This window comes from Algoriphagus resistens (genome assembly GCF_001442615.1).
GTDB lineage: Bacteria > Bacteroidota > Bacteroidia > Cytophagales > Cyclobacteriaceae > Algoriphagus > Algoriphagus resistens.
Window position 1 is genome coordinate 323,266 of sequence record NZ_LMXN01000005.1, and the last position, 16,521, is coordinate 339,786.

Sequence of the window (16,521 nt, forward strand, 5' to 3'; positions counted from 1 at the left end):
ACTTATCATGGAAAGTGGCCCAGTGACCTCCGGAATATCTGAAGGAACCTTAAATTAAAATGGCCCAATGACCTCCGGAATAACTCCGGATTTTTGGCCCGGTGATTCCCGGAATGCCTGGCCCAGCATCAGCGTAAAGTGTGGCCCAGTGACCTCCGTTTTAGACATGATGATCCAGAAGAGAAAGCTCCCTGTACAATATCAGTTGTTAATGGTAAACCAATTAAGGTTGAATGTTGGGAGAATATCGCAGCATTTGGTCAGTTGTTTTCTGATTTAAATTTTCATAATCCTTTGGATTGTTTGCATGGGCAATTCGAAGATGGAAAAGACTTCTCCTTGTTTTATATGCAGCTTGAGAATTTCCGTTTGGGAAGTGGAATACCATATGTTTGCTTATTTGGTAAATTTTTGGTGAGAGGAATTCATTTACTTGAAAAAGAGAAGAAAATTGAGGCTCTTTATATTAGGCAACAATATATAGATGAATGGAGTAACAAAACTCCAATTGATGTTAAGCAGTCTGATGATGGTACATTCGGAAGGTTGGATATTCAAGTAGATGTGCCGGAGAAAACGATTCTATTTCAGTCTGATGGAATGGAAGTTTTTTTAGGTCATGAAATTTCATACTCATTGCAGAAAGTTAATAGAATGGTTCTTTATCCATTGCCAAGGCTTGCATTAATATTTAGTTCTCCGATCCTTTTGGTAAAGGCTTTAGAACTTAGAGAAGCGGTTAAGCATCTTTTGAAATGCTTTATAGGTAATGAATGTGGGATAGTAGAAACAACAGTTAAAACTGGGGATTATCAAATCCAGGAAATTTTTACTTATGAGAATAAATTGAAATTGAATTACAATTCTTTCAATGACCAAAATATTTTTCTGAATATGGAAGTGGTTTTGTCATATTCAAATTCAATTCTCGACAATTGGTTTAGAATTTTCAGTGAAAATCAAATTGCTATTAATGAATATTACAGGATTTCTGGTGAGAGAACGCTAGTCAATCAACGTGAAATTTTTATGAATGCCATACAAGGTGTAGAAATGTTTTATAAAATTTTGGAGATAAAAGTCAAAATCGATACAAAGTCCACAGGTGGAAAAAAGAAGGGTGAATTATGGAAGAAGCTTGAATCAATGCTTGTAATTCTTAATGACATTATTTGGGAAGTTATTCCTGATAATGAAATCTTTTTAAAGAAAGTCATAGAGACTAGGAATCATTTTTCACACTATAACTTAAAATCAAGGGATAATGATCCTCTAATTATTCCACAACGCTTATTAGGCGTTTACTCCAAGAGGATAGAGCTTATTTGTAGCTTGTGCCTATTATTAGAACTTGGGCTTCCTGCCGAAATTCTTAAAGAGAGATTTAAAAAGTATCTTCATTTTTTTGTATTGAAAGGAGAAAATAGGTATTTGAAAAATTGAAACACAGGCGGTATGGTCTTAAATAATTTGAACGTGTTATGAAGTCGAGGTTCTTTAAAAGTAATATGCCTTTTGGGATAGAAAAATCAGATAAAGGTTATTGGACATCATTCAATAGTTATTTCAAGCCATTGGAGGATCAAAAACTGACTTTTGTTGATCATGATTCTCTCCCCATATTACAACATCGCTTGGGTTGTAAGTTTGTTGGTCTTGAGGATTCTGACTTGATTGGGATGGCATGTGGCCTTGAAATGGTTCAAAGGGATAAAACTGATTTAATTGGCCGGGTCTTCTTTTATAATGACCTTAATAATCCAACCAAAACCAAGAGCACCGAGGATTGGAAGAAGTATTTTTCCAGATTAAAATTGTTGTCTAAATTTTCAATAAATAGATAAATGTTTTATTTAAATCCAACCAAAAGAGGTGTAGGTGTAGAACTATGGGGTACTTCCGCTGATTTGAGGCTTATGTACCAGGTTTTTTCAGACTTGTGGGATTTGGATGATGACAAATTAACTGAAAATATCCTAAGTGCTTTTTTATATGAAGTTCGACATGCAGATCAAGGGGATAGATTAATCCGGGAGAACAGCCATTTTTCTATTGAAAGAGAGTCACATTTTGGTTGTCAAATTTCGTGGGTCCAGTTACTATATTTTATAGCTTTTGTCAATCACAAGAAATCCCTCCATCCAAGGAATAAACTCTTGGACGCGATAATTCTTCAATTAGAATATTGGACAGAAGAGGCTTTAGTTGAATACGATGGTAAAACGGGTCAACTGATGCTGACTTATGTGGGTAAATCTCTTGATGGTTCAAATCCCCACTTATATTATTTTATGAGATTGGCAAATCTTAAATTTTTTGAGCTTAAAGGGGGTAAAAGAGCATTTCATCAATTGCCGGAATTGATGAAGGATGGAGTAAAGGGAACTGTGGCATACAAGACTATCAGAAACAGACTTATATTAAAGGCTAAAGAATTGGGATGTGATCCAGGTGAACTTGATTTGGATGAGGATGATGCAGTCTATGATATTCAATGGTAAGGCCTCCGGATTATACCTAAGTGTAGAGAAGGTACTTTATTAAAACTGATTGTGAGACAGTAACTGTCATTATAAGTGAATTGAGTTACAAATTCCTCTACGGATTTCTATAACTTTATCATTATCAGAAAAGTAAGTTGTATCTAACTATACAAATCATGGAAACTAGGAACGGTATCAAACCAGGACCAAAGAGAATCGCAGATTCAACAGGAAAACCGGACAGGCGTCAAAGGGATAATAAGGATACTCCGGGAAACACTTCTTCCTTAAAACCACCAAAGCACTCTGAAAAATAATAAAACAATGAAAATAATAAAATTACTGCTATTTTTTAAAATTCTTTTTGAACCTGAGTATTTCTGTCCAAACTATTTTCTCTATGAAAAGCTTTTAAATCATAAACAACTATGATAAGGGATTTGATCAAAGATCTCGTGTATGAGTCAATATCATTATCGCAAGGTCTTATAAGAGCAAAATTAATAGCTTACAAGATTGATAACAGTACATTCAAAAAATGGATTTATAACGAGTTAAATGGTTATTCTAGTTCGGAGATATTACCTGAATATAGAATCATTTCGTGCAATCTATATGGCAAAATACAAGTTCCATTTTAAGGAATTAGGGAAATTCCAATAGAAGCATCTGCTCTCGATGCATGGCTAAATGGGAAACTCTACAAAATGAATATAAAACAAAGTGTTTCAACACTTGAAGAAGGAACAAGTAATATTAAAGAGCACGGACAATATGGGTATGAAAGTTTGCCTCAAGTATTGGTTCAAAAAATAAGAGAAATGTCAAACTCTCCTGAAGTTGTAGAAGTATATCGGAGAATCCAGTATTCACAATTAAGCCATATTATAAACCTGACAAAACAAAAGTTAATTGACACTTTACTGGAACTTGACAAAGCTTTCCCAGATTTAGAAAATGAATATGAACCTTCAAATGATGAAAAAAAGGAGGCAAGTACAATAATTACCACTAATATTTATGGAAGTAATGTAAACTCAAATATTGGAGTTGGAGATGAAATCCATCAAACACAAAAGTTAGTCACTCCGAATCCAAAATTAGAAAAAATACTTGAAGAAATTAAAAACCTCGGAGTAGAAGAAGGATATGTTTTAGAGGTTGAAAAAATAATTAATGAGGAAAAAGATAAAACTTCAATCTCAAAAAAGCTACTAGCTTGGACAGGTAAAGTAGCTACAAAATCACTGGAAAAGGGAATAGAGATAAATATTCCCCTATTAATTGAAAAAGTTCAAGCATTATTTTGACTATAAAGTTCGGTGCTTACAAATGCTGACTTCCATTGATCTAGGAACAAATTTTTAAATGCTTTAATCCGAGGATTAAATTGTTTTTCTAGATAAGAAGGCTCGGGTTGAATAGGAAAGTAGTAGCATTATAGCTTTTTAGTTATATTTTGCACTTGGATTATTTTCAGCTCTTTTTGGTTTTGTATGAATATTGACCTTGATAAAATTTCGGTTGACGAATTATTAAAGAAATTTGGTGCTGGTGAGCATATTCCAGGCTCTGGAAGTGCAGCAGCTATGCAGGTCTTGATCAGTGCAAACTTGATCATTACTGTTATTAAAATCACACTTGACCCCAACAGGAAACCTAAGTTCGAAAGTGTAAGAGGTACGATGCTTGAACTTAAGAAGCGTATTGAGGAAAACTATATTCCACAACTTAAGCAGTTATTTCATCAGGATTATCAGGTATTTGATGCTGTTATTTTAAATCGAAAAGATCGCAATTTAAATAGAAAGTCCTCCGAGGAAGGAACTGCTCAGAAATTTATAAAAGCTAAAAGTAGAGTAGCACAAGACACTTTTTTGGCTACCCAGTCTGCTTTGGAGATTTCGAAAGTTGCTATTGAATTAGCTAAGGCGGGTATTTATGTATTTCAGCACGGTTATAAAGCCGTAGGTGGAGATTCCGCAGTTGGAATTCAGGGCTCATTGGCCATGGCAATAGGGAGTCTACATATAGCTGAACTGAACCTAAAATCTCTTGTAGAACATGAGGATTTTAGAAATCTTGAATTGGAACTTGAAAAGATCCGGTCTGATTACTGGAAGGCTAGTGCGAATGCCAATAAGATCCTCCAAAAACTTCAAAAAGAAATAGAAAAGAAAAGGAAGGCCTGTGAGAAAATAAAGACCATATTAGCCAAAGCTGAGGAGGAAAATATAGAAAAAACTGTAAGAGCCTTACAGTTGGAATTGTACTCAGAGGCTGAGAATAAAGATTTTAGCTCTGTTATAGACGCTGAGAAAGCTTTGAGATTTTTAGGATACGATGTGATTCCAGTAGACAGTCTAGGGGCATTTGATGATTATGATGGTAATGTGGAAGCTGCTGGGGAAGTTGATAACATTAAGAAAGTAGTGAGGATTTCCACCAAATATCCACCATGGGTTCAAAAATTCACCATGACGCATGAATTGGGGCATGCAATACTTCATTATAAAAGCCTGACTGTACTCCATAGAGACCGTGCATTGGAATCAGGAGTTGTTCATATCAAAAGGTCGCAGATAGAAGTGCAAGCAGATAAGTTTGCAGCTCTATTTCTAATGCCTAGGAAGGAGATGCTAAAGCAATTTGAAGTGAGATTTGGATCTGTAAGACTTCATATTAACCAGGATATATCTTTTGCACTTTCGGGTACAGGTTTAATTGAATTGAAAAAGAAGTATAGTGATAGGAGAAGATTATCACGATTTCTGGCAAGTACAACTCTATTTGGTGGAGTTTCTTTTGCATCCCTTACTGAACAGTTTAATGTTTCAATGGAAGCGATGGCAATCCGAATCGAGGAGTTGGATCTCGTTGATTATAATTCACTGGGCTATTGAGGACGACAAAGTTTAGATTGAATCAAAAATTCTATAAGTGAGTTTGCTTTCTGAACCTATCTATTGACATCAAAACTTCAAATCCTATTTGCCATAAAGATGCTGGAATAGGATTTTCCATGTCGATTCCGAGGGTGTAAAATTAACTCTGTCTAGAACTTTGAATTTTAGTTAAAGTTTTTAAGATAGAGCAGTATGAAAGAAGAAGAATCAGCATTCAAGAAGAAAGTATTAAAACAGTTTTTATCAGGTGACAACCTATTCGGAAAGGATGGTGCCTTAGCACCTCTACTGAAGGATTTTCTGGAAGAATCCCTGCAGGCAGAGATGGAAGAGCATCTCCGTGATGATGACAAAGGGTGGGCCTCTGGCAACAAGCGCAACGGGAAAGGCAGCAAAACAGTGAAGAGCAACGTGGGCGAAGTGACCATAGACACCCCGGAGGACCGTCACAGCAGCTTTGAGCCCAAGCTCATAGAGAAGCGCCAGCGTATTCTGGCAGACAACCTAGAAGACCAGATCATCGCCCTTTACGGGATGGGGAGCAGTATGCGGGATATATCAGCCCATATCCGGGAGATGTATGATACGGAGGTCTCCACCCAGGTGATCAGTGATATTACCGACCGGATCATCCCCAAGGTAAAGGAATGGCAGAACCGCCCGCTGGAGGAGGTTTACTGCATCGTATGGCTGGACGCCATGCACTTCAAGGTGCGGGAGGAAGGCAAGGTGAGGCACAAGGCACTGTACAACGTGCTTGGGATCAATAAGTCTGGGAGAAAGGAAATCCTGGGGATGTACCTGTCTGAAAGCGAAGGGGCCAACTTCTGGTTACAGGTCCTCAGTGATCTGCAGCACCGTGGGGTAAAGGATATCCTGATCGCCTGTACAGATAACCTGACAGGTTTTCCCGAGGCAATCCAGTCTATTTTCCCTAAGGCTGAGATCCAGCTCTGTATCGTCCACCAGATCCGCAACAGCCTGAAGTATGTGGCCAGTAAGGAACAGAAGGAGTTTGCCGCTGACCTGAGACTTATCTATGGGGCAGATACCAAAGATCAGGCAGAGTCTGCCTTGTTGGACCTGGAAGAGAAATGGGGGAAGAAATATCCGGTGGTGATCCGTTCATGGAACAGCAACTGGGAACGTCTCAGTGCCTATTTTGCCTATACCAAACCCATCAGAAAGATCATTTATACCACCAACGCGGTTGAAGGGTATCACCGGCAGGTGAGGAAAGTCACCAAAACAAAAGGGGCTTTCACAAGTGATATGGCGCTGCTGAAACTGGTGTATCTTGCCGCAAAGAGGATCGAACGGAAGTGGACGGCCCCGATCCATAACTGGGGGTTGACAGTCCAACAATTAGCCATTAGATTTGAGGGGAGGTTGGTGTTGGATGTTTAAAAATTAATCATTTAGTTCCCTTCCGTTGGGGTACCCCAACGGAAGGGATGGACAGAGTTGGCCTAACACTCCCTCGATTCCAGCTTCATCAGATCCTTTTACAAATTTCCAACCAAGTGCATTTCTATATGAAAGGTTGTAAAATTCAATTGGGATATTGGAGTCAATGTGTCCACCTCCGTCTTTATTTGCAACTTCTGTTACCAGTTCCTTTCTTGACCATAATTTACCACTGTTATTTGACATAACTATTTCTTCATCCCACCATTGATGATAATTGAGAAAATTAACTTCTGATGTGTCTCTTATTGGTAAATAATTGGCAAAATTTGAGAGAGGACTTAAAGCAATTAGACCTGTATGTGGTATCAGATTGCTTGGGGAGTATTTGGACGATGTAGAAGCCATTTGGATTCTATTTTCAATATCTAATTGGTTCAGAAGAGAATGGCTTTTTCTTGTTTGATGAAAAACAACCCTAATATTAATGGATAATGGTTTATAGAATTCTCTATTACCTGAGGCAATTTGATCCATGTGTGCTCTCATAAACATTAGCTGAGATTCAAAGTCCCTCAATAAATCATTTCGATTTCTTTGGTATGGTTCTTTATTATCCACGATTTTTCAATTAAAATTTACTTGTGATTATCTGGGCTTTAGTCTTCCCATGCTCCTTTTTTATAGAAAAATATGTTGTTCCAAGGAAATAATAGGTTGATTTTTTCATTCCGAAAAATACCAATTCTACTCTGAATTCTTCCCGATTACACTCTAATAAACATCCGCCCTGTTATTATTGGATATTCCGGAGTATGCTGATCCCTCCAAACTGGAATGCTTTTTAATAGCGAAAGCACCTTAACAGGATGGGTTTGACTGACATTCCAACGCAATTGACCCCTCTGATCGATGGTTTTGGAGGATATTTTAGATAAAAGCTTACTAAATCCCTACTGCTGATAAACCTAAATTGATAAGTCAGATAGAAAACGACACTACTTCATAGATAAAAGAAAGAAGCCAAACCAATCACCCGCATCACAGATCTACAGCAGAATCCCATGACTCCCTTTCTATTTTTATCTACAAAAGGGCACAGAAGAATGCAGATAATTCCGCTGACCAACCAAAAACCACCTCAATTCCTTCACATTTCCTCCCATTTCCGCAAAAAATACCCTTTACATGGTGTGTTTTCCTATCATTTTATTCCTTTTATTGCGTAAGTCTTTCAGTTACTGAAAGCTATCATTTGCCGCTGACTAGCGCCTTCTCCTAAAGGAGAAGGATGGGATGAGGTAGAACAGCCAACTTTTAGCACCCATCCGGGCTTAAATCCGGAAACCATCAAACGCCATTTGACTCTGATATCCCGATGATAGCAGAGCCAAGCGCCTCCTCTTTAAGGAGGAGGATGGGAGGAGGTAGAGAGGCCAATTGCAAATTGCTAAGGATATTAGGGTGGAATTACAAATTCCACCCAGTGCCACGAGCGATGTTACTACGCCCAGACGGGGATACGAGGAAATAGAATAGGCGCATATAAAGCCAGAATAACTGATGAAAATAAAGACAGATAACTTCTACTGTAGAAATTGCAATAGGGTAACAAATCATAAAATTTTATTTTCCAAGAAAATTGGAAAAAATCATACTTATGATGGAGATGATGAAATAAGCTGGAGCGAGGAATATTCTACAATTGAATGTCTAGGTTGTGATACCGTAGCATTTGCAAAGGTGTATAGTGATCAAACAATGATTGAGTATATGGGAGGAGAGGACTTTAGATATTATGACTCAATAGACATATATCCACCTTATTTGGAAAATGGAAATATTATTAAACATAAGGAATATATACCTTTAGAAATTAATACAATCTATAATGAAACAATTTTATCTTTAAAGGTAAAAGCAAACATTTTAGCAGCAGCAGGATTTAGGGCTATAATAGAAGCAACCTGTAATAATTTGAAATTAGAGGATCAAAACTTAAAAAACAGAATAAATTCATTAGCTGATAATGGTCACATTTCAAGAAATGAAGCAGATAGACTTCACAGTATTAGGTTCCTTGGGAATGGAGCTCTTCACGAAATAGAAAAACCAGCATATAATAAACTATTAATTGTATTAGAGATTGTAAACCATTTACTATCAAACTTATACATTAATGACATAATTGTAAGAAAATCATTAAATACAATGATAAAGTCAGAGGATGACTTTTACTCACTGGTAATATTAAAACTTCAAAATCAAATATTAAACAAGGTTATAACACTAAAAGAATTATTAGGTAAAGATGATGAAAGAATTGAAAAATCAGATCTTCACAAATATGAAATAAACTTATACAAAGCAATAAAAAATAATGAATTCAATTTTTTAAAATTTGAAAAAGATGGTGAGAAACAAACAAAACACTATAAAATTGTTAAAATACCAGAAAAATATCACAGTAGTAATTTTAAACCATGAACAAACTTAATATTTTTGTAAGCTCTACATGCTATGACTTATCACAAGTAAGAGCCGATATGTATGAATTTATCGATAATTTGGGTCATACTCCTATGTTGTCTGAATTTGATACATTTCCAATTAATCCTTCTATGAACGCAATAGATAATTGTATTATTTCTGTAAGAGATTTTGCAGATGTGTTTATATTAATAATAGGAAGTAAATATGGATATGTGCTCCCATCAGGAAAATCAATAACAAATACGGAATTTTTAACAGCAAAAGAAAAGGAGATACCTATTTACATTTTTATAAAAAAGGAAATTATAACATTTTTACCAACTTGGAGAAAAAGTAAAGATCAGGACTACTCAAACATAGTTGAATCTTCAAAGATATTTGAATTGGTTGAAGAGATCAGAGATAATGAAAAATTTCATTGTTGCGAATTTGAGCATATTCAGGATATAAGAAGTAGACTCAAAATTCAACTATCATATTTATATAAAGAGTCTTTACAATTAAAGTTAAAATTAACTCCAGAGACTGAGGAAATTATGAATATGGGTATATCAACACAAGCTGTGCGACTTATTCTAGACAAGCCAACAGCCTATGAGTTTTTGTTTCTTTTTCAAACTATGAGTGATGAAATGAAGAAAAAAGAATACCTATTCAATGACTATGAGTATAGTGTGCTATTGAACTCAAAAAGATACATAGAATATTTAAATAGTTTTGTATCATGGCAAAAGCATAAAATTGATGTTTTGCTAAAAATTGCATATGGAGTACAAAACATACTTAATGTTGGGGCAAAGAAATATTTTAATGAAAAAGGTGCATCGGCAGATTTAAAAGGTTTATTTTATATCTCTATGACTTATTCTAGATTATTTGAAAGTTTAGTAAATTGGTCATTGGAAGTTTCAAGTACTACAGTAATAAATAAATTCAATGGTATTAAAGATAAATTAGCTAAATTAGCATCAGAATTTATTTTAAAAATGATGCAATACCCAAATCAAGAACATGTGAAATTTCTTGACATACAAAGAAGGATCAATGAAGGGGAAAATATAACTAGTGTAAATTCAAAATTAGAAATATCTATTAATGAAGATGATTTAAATGAATATTTTAATGAATTTGAGATGTTTTTAGAGCTGAATAATGCTTGACAATTAATAGTATACTAATGAATATCAATATTAGGTATGATCTTTATAAATCACTTTTAAAATTTTGGAGGTAGATATTTGGCATTGCTTTTTCACAACCTATGATAGTCTAGGTGGCAAAGAGACGAAAGCTATCATTTACCTCTGGCTAGCGCCTCCTCATTAAGGAGGAGGATGGGAGGAGGTAGAGAGGCCAATTGCAAATTGTCAAAAATATTCGGGTGGAATTACAAATCCCACCCAGTCCCGACTACCGATTTGACTACACCCAAACGGGGTTGGAGAAGTTTATTTAAAAGATTGTATGACTACTAAAAATTCTCATAAATATGATTTACCTCTTTTCTAAGATCATCTTTCCATTGTCCTTCAAAAGACACATATGTAACTCCCAGGTAATCGGAGGGTATCTCTACATCTTTTTCATATAAAACAATAACTTTTTCTCGACCAAGTTTTCCAAAAAAGAATCCTGTTTCAAAAATTACGTTTTGCCTTGCTCGCTTTTTTAGTTCTTCTCTATGCTGATCTAGCGAACCTCTGTCGTCGCCTGTCCAAATTGCAACTGCAAAATCCACGTTGGAATATTTTTCAAATTTTTCAATAATAGTTTTTCCAGAATTTGGTTTTTCATGAAGTATAGTGACATTTAATTTAATGTCATTCTCTAGAAACCTTGCTACTTCTAGCTTTTTGTTTTCATCTCTTCCGTGAATTAGAAATATATTGTTTGTTCTTGACGGCTCCTTAACTTTTGAGATAGTTATATTTTTTCTCAGTAATCGATTTTTTAAAATCTTAAACATTGAGTACAAGTTGCCGAACTGATTCCCTTTTGTAGAACCATTTCCTTGTAAATTAGCCTCTAAAAATTCTTTGTAGTTTAAATTTTCTAGATCGAAATAGTCACCAAAAAAATCTCTTGACTCATAGTACCATTCATCAAAAAGACTTATAAATTCCATTGAGTTTAGTCTTGCCTCTCGCCCCTTTTTCCATTCGATTTCATACTTTATTGCCTTTGATTCAATTTCAAATAATTGTTTCTCAAGTGTCATCGGTTTATTACTTAAAGATTTTAAATACTTGATTCCGTTATGATTAATTAGATATTCACATTGTCCACCCAATGTTGAATTATCCCTCCCTCTTATAAATTGAACTAGGCCTCTGCTTTCCAATTCAAATTCAATTTCTTTATAAAGTCTTTTTTTGTTTTCAGGTGTAAATGGAGAATTGTCAAGAATTGAAGCCAAGCTACTTGGAGTGTCCTCGTTTTCAAGTCTGTTTAAAAAATCAATAATTATTTTTTCTATTTTAGGATCCATTAATTACTAAAGTTAAATTAAAATTTATTAAAATTCCCTAAACTTATTCTTAACAGTATCATTCAGATCAATCCAGTATTCAATTATAAGGATTGAATTTATAATTAAATTCCAATTTCTGCTTTCTGAATCTATTCCGCCATAATATTTACCACCATGCAGTAAATTGTTCCGTATTCGTCTTAAATATTCAGCCAGTATAAGAACTAAGTTGCCTTCTATTAGGTGGTCTTGCCAAATTAATTTATTCCTATCCATTATCTGGATTTTTGGTGGAGATTCAATTATGAAATTAACTGCTTTTTCCAATTGCGATTCTGGCTCAGGTTTGAAAATTTCACTTATTGAAAGTGCGTAGTTTTCTAAACTTGCCATAACTCTATTTCTGCTTTGTAGAAATCCACACTCTTTCAAAGCGTATTCAAATCTTGAATAAATTATTAAGAAGTCGGTGCATAACTCTAAGTATGATGGGTTTTGTTTCGATAAAGTATCTTTTACAAATTCTAAGTTATTCATTATTTATTTTTTATACCACTCCTCTTCAACAACTCTGCATCCTGTTTTCTTGAGAGGTTTGGTAGGTTTCGATTTCTTGAATGAGTTAGGTGCATAATGCGATCAATCCATTAACTTTTTCTAAACTTTAGGGAGCCTATTTTTGCCATTGAAAGATTTCTTTTTAAAACTAAGCGATTGGAAGGAATAAAAGGCAATTTTCTTATTCGAAAGACAAGAATTGACTTAAATTGCCTTTCAGAACCTGTAATTGATCTGCATACGAGAGATTTGTTAAATGAGAGTGATTAATCTAAGTTTCCAATATTCCAGTTTGGTAACGAATATTCGAATTTTTTTTCCCACTCTTCAATTTGATATTTACCTATATCATCAATCTTATTTGGCAAGGAGTTTAATATTAATATCACTTTATCTGAGATCACCTTTTTTAATTTGAATTGTTCAAAATATAGAAACGTTAAAAAAAACCGAATATGAGTTTTGTCTAGTATAGGTGAAAGTGAGTCGAGAATATCAGAAGTTACTTCATCATTTAGGTACTGTTTCTTTGCTCCTTCTAGGATAGTGATTAGTAAAAAATCGGGTTGTATTTCATTAATTAATTTCTTGTTAATAAATTCTTTACCCATTATTTGGAGAAGATCCTCTTTATGTCCAGTTTGTTGAAGCATCTCAATTCGAGAGGCGACAATTTTGGTAAACTCATTTTCATTTTTGCAAACACTGTATGAGTGCATCAATATTCTCCACAACATTGTAGCACTTGATATACTGCAACTGCAGCTTCCTATATTGAATATTAATGATTCAACCAATACCTTCCTGTCATTTGCCGATTTGCATATTAATTTCCAAAGTTCCTTTGGATTTTCCCACATTGATGAAAAACTATTGACTCCATCATGTAAGAATTTTTGAAGACATACCTCAAAACCAACTCGATAATTTGTAGTTAAAATATATCGCATAACTTTTGTCCAAAGGGACTTGTTGCTGGCATGTACTCCGATGCGACTTAAAGAGTATGGAGATCCACAAATGACATTAAGACAATCTTGAACTAGTGAATCAGGCATTATTTCCAAAATTTCCGGAACTTCTTTTTGAAATACGCTTGATTGGCCTAATATTTTTGAAACAATAGCCTCAGGCGGAATTTCTCTCGTGAGCATTACCGCTTTTACCCATCTAATATCTTCTCTAGAACTATTAAGGAGTTCAAGTATTTCTTGCCTTTCTTCTTGGTTAAGATCTTCCCAATACTCTAATGCCCACTTAAGACTGGATAGCATAAAATTTGTATCAGGGTAATTGATCAACTCCTGAAAGAGACCCTTTCTTAACTCTGAATCTTGCCCAGTAAATTGCATTAAGTTTAACATAATACCCATCTCAAAATCGTCGGGGCTTAATCCATTTAAAATTTGACAATGAATTCTTTCAAACCATGCTTTAAACACTACTATACCTTTGTCGGAGTCAAGATATTTTATGGCCTCATCCATTGTTGCGCCAAACCTTGCTGTATTTATAAATATGCCATCAGAGGGAAGGTTTTTTACCATGATCGGATAGATTAAGCCCCATACATTCCATATCTCTCTTCGATCTGACTCTTCTAATTCTTGTAATGTAAAAATACCTTCAGAACCATAAAATGCAGAAAAAGTAGAAAATAGGTTAGCAGAACGAATAGCAACTTGTTCTTTCGACATGGCTTCCATCATTTTCTTGATAAGAAGCGGCCTGATTTCTTCATTGAAATCCTTCCAATATAAAAATGATCCTCTAATTGCAGTAAAAATTATTGAAGGATGCTCATCGGAAAAAATATCATTAACCAAATTAATGTAAGATTGATTTAATCGGCGGAAAAATTGTAAGACTACACGTTTTTTAATAAAAGTCTCCCTATAGTTAAATAGGACTTGGAAGTAATGTGTCGGTACATCACGTCCATCTTTCAAACTTTCCAAAAGCTCCCAGCCATCTTGAATTGGAGGGAGTGTATTAGAATTTAAAAGATTTTCAGCTCTTTTGACTAAAGCCTTTTCCGGGGTAAAAAATAATCGGCTAACGCCACGTTCATATGAGAAAAACGGAATAGATCCATTATACCAATTGATTTTCTCGGTACTAGTGCCTCCTCGCTGAATTAACTCTATTAGTTTTTCTAGTTTATCACCTTGGATGTCTTTAATGTTATTGGAGAGAAATGCAAGTGATACATCTTCAACCGCAGGAAATGCGGAATTTAAACAGCAGAAAGAGATATCTATTAACTCATGCCTTAAATCGGTGCGTATGCGATTGTATATAAATTGAATTTTATTTGCGGCCAAGTATGCGTTTAAAGGAGACGTGCTAGAAACTGACTTAAATAAATATTCCAGCAATCTTTGTTGGCCTGTCTTTGATTTAGATATAAAAGAAAACCTACCTGCCTCATAGTAATTTGGATGAGAGAACTGAATGGACTCTCCAACCACTTTTATCAATTGCCTTTCTTCTAGAAACTCCAAAGCAACTAAAGTCCTTTGATCTAATATAGGGGAAGTTCCATAACTTGGGAATTTCAATTCTTGCTTTTCTTTAAAAATTGAGAAAGTATCCTTTTCTATAAAAGAAGGCCTTGATGTGTCAGTGGAAAAAATGTACCCTAAGTGTAAGTAGTCAATACTTTCAATTGAAGTTGAAACCATGGCAAGCACACCTAAAACCTCAGAATAGTAGGGATCCTTTCCAAAAATCCAGTCTGCTATCTCGCGAGAACTCCTTCTTGCGATGTGCTCTAACTCATGAAATGATTTACTTAGGAGCTCTGTTTTTTCATAATTGGCTAAAAATTTTAACTGGCCAATTTGGAGAAGGTGGTCAGAACTGGATTGCATTAAACCTTTTGTAACAAGTTCTATTACTGAACCGTCTATAGTTCTCCTTAGCGAAATGGATTGCCAATATTTAGAGGTTTTAGCGGGATCACGCTCAGTTAAATCTTTCCAAGTTCGGTTTAAAACATTGCAGTTTTGAAGACTTTCAGTTTGAAATAATTCAAACAATCTATGTAAAGAACTGGTAATTATAACATGGTGGTGTTGCTGTAAGTTTTGCAGTAATTGCTCAATTTCTCTAAAAATCCTTTCATAGCCAGGTAAAAGATTTAAATGGCCCCAGGGATCTTCCAATATTGCTATTTTATGATCAGTAATATTAGTTGCAAAAAAATGTTTTAAATTCTTTACATCGCTTGTGTGATGATAATCATATCCAGCATCAACAAGGTTCGCAGCAATGACTTTAGCAACCTCACTTTTTCCACACAATGTTAATCCTGTCAATAGTAAGAGCTTTTCTTTCAGAACAATTTTCTCAAATTTGTCTTCATCACCTCTGAACAAGTAATTCGTTACGGTTATAGGTCTTCCAATTTTTCGCTTTTGAATAACAGCACGTAATGTTGGTTGTATATCTTTTTGACTATTTCTCCCATATTTGATTTCTTCAAGTAATTCCAAATATGTGACAATTGCCAATGAGCTGGCTATTTGGTGATTACGAGTAAGAATATTTATAATCGTGCTATCAACTTTCTCGTCACTTAACTCCTCCCATATAACAATACCGGAAAATAGCTTTTCTAGCTTCTTATTTTTATTTAGGGTTTGAGCTAGTTGAGAGTTGAAAGAATTACGAGCTTGCATTAGTTTGCTGGCCCCATGATCTATTTGTTTTAAAGCAGTTATAAAGTTTTTCTTTTGCTCACGAGAGACCTTTAAATTTATATGGGGGTTAAGCCGGTCCAAATTTGACCTAAGAAACACAGTTTCATCTGAACATCGTGACCGTGCTGCAAAAAGTACAATATCATCCTTTTTATCGCTTAGTCTCTGGATAAGACTAGCGTTTTCCTGTCTTTCTTCAAAATGACATAGCCAATCCACTAATTTTTCAGTATTCAAACTTCCTCTCTCATGCTTTATTTGAACTTGAATTCTCGTTTTGACATTACTATCATCAAGGACTAACAGAGCATCTTCGTTTCCCGCAGTTTCTACGAACAACTGTAAATTCTCAGCATGGTGGATCAAATAGATCAATAAAGTTACCTTGTATTGGTACTCGTATCCTTGTACACCTGTTGTTGAAACATTCATGACTTTGTTATCTTGAAAATCAAACCGCCCCTTTCCCCTCCTCAGTAATCACATATCTCTGCTAATGG

At 34.9% G+C, this 16,521-nt stretch carries 10 protein-coding genes and 1 pseudogene; 7 read left to right on the forward strand and 4 right to left on the reverse strand.

The window, feature by feature from the left end; genetic code table 11:
- Positions 1–138 precede the first annotated feature (138 nt).
- The 5 genes and pseudogenes from AS141_RS11935 to AS141_RS11965 all read left to right on the forward strand — a co-directional run bounded on the left by AS141_RS11935 (position 139) and on the right by AS141_RS11965 (position 6,796).
- Positions 139–1,443 (forward strand): ApeA N-terminal domain 1-containing protein, encoded by a 1,305-nt coding sequence (locus AS141_RS11935; protein WP_157243448.1) that lies wholly within the window; start codon positions 139–141, stop codon positions 1,441–1,443.
- A gap of 401 nt (positions 1,444–1,844) precedes the next feature.
- Positions 1,845–2,501 (forward strand): DUF6904 family protein, encoded by a 657-nt coding sequence (locus AS141_RS11945; protein WP_057937888.1) that lies wholly within the window; start codon positions 1,845–1,847, stop codon positions 2,499–2,501.
- 410 nt (positions 2,502–2,911) lie between these two features.
- A pseudogene (locus tag AS141_RS11955) lies at positions 2,912–3,793 on the forward strand (AbiTii domain-containing protein).
- Positions 3,794–3,979: 186 nt separating this feature from the next.
- On the forward strand, positions 3,980–5,386 hold the full coding sequence (locus AS141_RS11960; protein ID WP_057937891.1) for a cyclodeaminase/cyclohydrolase family protein: 1,407 nt from the start codon (positions 3,980–3,982) through the stop codon (positions 5,384–5,386).
- A 195-nt stretch (positions 5,387–5,581) separates the two neighbouring features.
- On the forward strand, positions 5,582–6,796 hold the full coding sequence (locus tag AS141_RS11965; protein WP_057937892.1) for an IS256 family transposase: 1,215 nt from the start codon (positions 5,582–5,584) through the stop codon (positions 6,794–6,796).
- A gap of 3 nt (positions 6,797–6,799) precedes the next feature.
- On the opposite strand, the gene AS141_RS11970 is transcribed toward AS141_RS11965, so the two are convergent.
- Positions 6,800–7,417, reverse strand: a complete 618-nt coding sequence (locus tag AS141_RS11970) for a hypothetical protein (protein WP_157243449.1) — start codon at positions 7,415–7,417, stop codon at positions 6,800–6,802.
- Positions 7,418–8,359: 942 nt separating this feature from the next.
- On the opposite strand from AS141_RS11970, the gene AS141_RS11975 reads away from it, so the two are divergent.
- Together AS141_RS11975 and AS141_RS11980 are read left to right on the forward strand one after the other, a co-directional pair.
- Complete coding sequence (locus AS141_RS11975; protein WP_082632275.1) at positions 8,360–9,283, forward strand: DUF4145 domain-containing protein; 924 nt, start codon at positions 8,360–8,362, stop codon at positions 9,281–9,283.
- Positions 9,280–10,449, forward strand: coding sequence for a DUF4062 domain-containing protein (locus AS141_RS11980; RefSeq protein ID WP_057937895.1), 1,170 nt, complete (start codon positions 9,280–9,282; stop codon positions 10,447–10,449). Before AS141_RS11975 ends, AS141_RS11980 begins: the two co-directional genes overlap by 4 nt.
- 311 nt (positions 10,450–10,760) lie before the next feature.
- Here AS141_RS11980 and AS141_RS27050 read toward each other — a convergent pair whose 3' ends face one another.
- The 3 genes from AS141_RS27050 to AS141_RS11995 all read right to left on the reverse strand — a co-directional run bounded on the left by AS141_RS27050 (position 10,761) and on the right by AS141_RS11995 (position 16,453).
- Complete coding sequence (locus AS141_RS27050) at positions 10,761–11,777, reverse strand: TIR domain-containing protein (protein ID WP_057937896.1); 1,017 nt, start codon at positions 11,775–11,777, stop codon at positions 10,761–10,763.
- 27 nt (positions 11,778–11,804) lie between these two features.
- Positions 11,805–12,296, reverse strand: a complete 492-nt coding sequence (locus AS141_RS11990; RefSeq protein WP_157243450.1) for a hypothetical protein — start codon at positions 12,294–12,296, stop codon at positions 11,805–11,807.
- Between the two features lie 287 nt (positions 12,297–12,583).
- The gene (locus AS141_RS11995) at positions 12,584–16,453 is read right to left on the reverse strand and encodes an nSTAND3 domain-containing NTPase (RefSeq protein ID WP_057937898.1); all 3,870 of its coding nucleotides are present in this window, start codon (positions 16,451–16,453) and stop codon (positions 12,584–12,586) included.
- Between the last annotated feature and the right edge of the window lie 68 nt (positions 16,454–16,521).

Excerpts from the sequence above, each read along its gene's own strand:
- AS141_RS11990 (WP_157243450.1), bottom strand. The coding sequence starts at position 12,296 with ATGAATAACTTAGAATTTGTAAAAGATACTTTATCGAAACAAAACCCA.
- AS141_RS11945 (WP_057937888.1), top strand. The coding sequence starts at position 1,845 with ATGTTTTATTTAAATCCAACCAAAAGAGGTGTAGGTGTAGAACTATGG.
- AS141_RS11980 (WP_057937895.1), top strand. The coding sequence starts at position 9,280 with ATGAACAAACTTAATATTTTTGTAAGCTCTACATGCTATGACTTATCA.
- AS141_RS11995 (WP_057937898.1), bottom strand. The coding sequence starts at position 16,453 with ATGAATGTTTCAACAACAGGTGTACAAGGATACGAGTACCAATACAAG.
- AS141_RS11975 (WP_082632275.1), top strand. The coding sequence starts at position 8,360 with ATGAAAATAAAGACAGATAACTTCTACTGTAGAAATTGCAATAGGGTA.
- AS141_RS27050 (WP_057937896.1), bottom strand. The coding sequence starts at position 11,777 with ATGGATCCTAAAATAGAAAAAATAATTATTGATTTTTTAAACAGACTT.
- AS141_RS11965 (WP_057937892.1), top strand. The coding sequence starts at position 5,582 with ATGAAAGAAGAAGAATCAGCATTCAAGAAGAAAGTATTAAAACAGTTT.
- AS141_RS11960 (WP_057937891.1), top strand. The coding sequence starts at position 3,980 with ATGAATATTGACCTTGATAAAATTTCGGTTGACGAATTATTAAAGAAA.